Source organism: Bartonella sp. AA78NXGY (assembly GCF_042197005.1).
GTDB lineage: Bacteria > Pseudomonadota > Alphaproteobacteria > Rhizobiales > Rhizobiaceae > Bartonella.
In genome coordinates, this window is record NZ_JBHIRI010000059.1 from 1 (window position 1) to 1,810 (window position 1,810).

At 48.6% G+C, this 1,810-nt stretch carries 1 protein-coding gene; it reads left to right on the forward strand.

Annotated elements, in window-relative coordinates; all coding sequences use genetic code 11:
- A partial coding sequence (locus tag ACFINL_RS09555) for a phage tail tape measure protein (RefSeq protein ID WP_375651474.1) occupies nt 1-1,810 on the forward strand: 1,810 nt, incomplete at both ends.

The following is a 1,810-nucleotide window of genomic DNA, read 5'->3' on the forward strand; positions in this document are numbered from 1 at the left end:
GACAAGGCAGCATTTTAAAGGGTGGTTTGACCCTGAGCATCTTGAGGATGCGACAAAGAATGCGGAAAATGCTTTTAACCATGCGCGGGGGCGTATGGTGGGGGCGATTGCGCAAACAGCAACCTTAATTGCACCGCTCTATAAAGCCATGCAATTTGATCAATCGATGAAAGGCTTGGAAAAGGTTCTCGATGCCCCCCTTGATCGCTTAAAAGAATTGCGTCGTTTTGCCCTTGAGACCTCCACAAAAATTCCTCTAGCGGCGCGTGAGGTTTTAGAACTGATGACCAGTGCTAGCCAAGCAGGCATTGGTGAACAAGATCTGGAAGCTTTTAGCATTTATGCCGCTAAAGCAGCTGTTGCTTTTGATATGACGGGGGATCAGATTGGGGAGCGCTTTGCCAAATTGCGCAATGTCTTTAAGCTTAATCAGGAAGGCATTGAAGATCTAGGTGATGCTATCAATCATCTCTCGAACCACATGGCGGCAAAAGCCAGTGAAGTGTCTGATTTTACCAATCGAGCCACCGGTGCGGCAACCATGTTTAAGCTCACTGCGCGCGAAACCGCGGCATTTGGTACAGCGATGATTTCTGCTGGGATTGTTCCAGAGAGTGCTGCGCGTGGTTTTAATGCCATGAGTGCGCGCATTCAAGCAGGGGGCAAGCATATTGAAGATGCTTTTGCCAATATTGGGCTTTCCCGCGAAAAATTCATGCAAGATCTGGACAAAGATGCCACCGGCACCTTGGTGCGCTTTTTTAATGTGTTGGGTAAATCCGAACAGGGGATGCGCTCGCTGATTGCCATTGCGGGGCGCGATTTTACTGGTGATTTTGCCAAATTGGTGGGCAATCCAGAATTGTTAGGGCAAGCTTTAGATTATGTGAAAGATCCACAAGTCTTTAAAGGCTCTGTAGAGCAAGAAGCAGACAAACAAGCAACCGGTGCCATGCGGCAATTTGAACTCTTACAAAACCGTATTGTGGCTTTGGGGATTAGCATTGGTGAAGTGCTTCTGCCCCCCCTCAACAGTTTGATGGAAAGTGTTGGCAATTTTACCAATGGGCTTATGGCGTGGGCGAATGCGCACCCAACTTTAACAAGTGCCATTATCAAAACCATTGCCGCTCTGATGGCTTTTAATATTGCTCTGCGCGTGTTGCGCTTTACCATGGCTGGCACACGTCTTGGGATTCTTCAATTGATGGGCTCTTTTATCAAGATGGGTGCTGTTAGTCGTGGTGTTGCTGCAAGCTGGCGGGGCTTAGCAGCCGCAGGGCGCTCGCTGGGTTTAATAGCAGCAAGCTTTGGTGGAAGTGCGCTGCGTCTTCTTCGCCCCATGACTTTACTGGTAGGGGCTTTACGGGGGATTGCTGTCTCAGGAAGTGCATTTGCTGCCTCTTTTGGTTGGATGGGGACAGTGATCGAAGTGGTTGGGGCAAGTCTTTCCTCTGTTGTGGGGGGTATTTTTACCCCGATCGGGGCGGTCATTGCTGCTGTTGTGGCTGTCATCCTTGCTGCTGGTTTTGCTTTGTGGAAATATTGGGATCGTTTTTCTTCTTTTGTCAAAGGTTTTGCACGGGGGGTATCTCGGGCTTTTGGGCGTGCCTTTGAAGCCGTCATGCGCTTTTTTGGTGCTGATACCACCACCATCACCAAATGGAAAAATATCATTGCTGCTGCTTTTGATTTCTCTCAAACTTGGCAAAAGTTTAAACAAGAGCTTAGCGCTGTTGTCGAGTGGTTTGGCAATTTGTGGGAGGGCGTTAAACAAAGCTTTTCCAACTTTTGGCAATGGTTGAAGAGT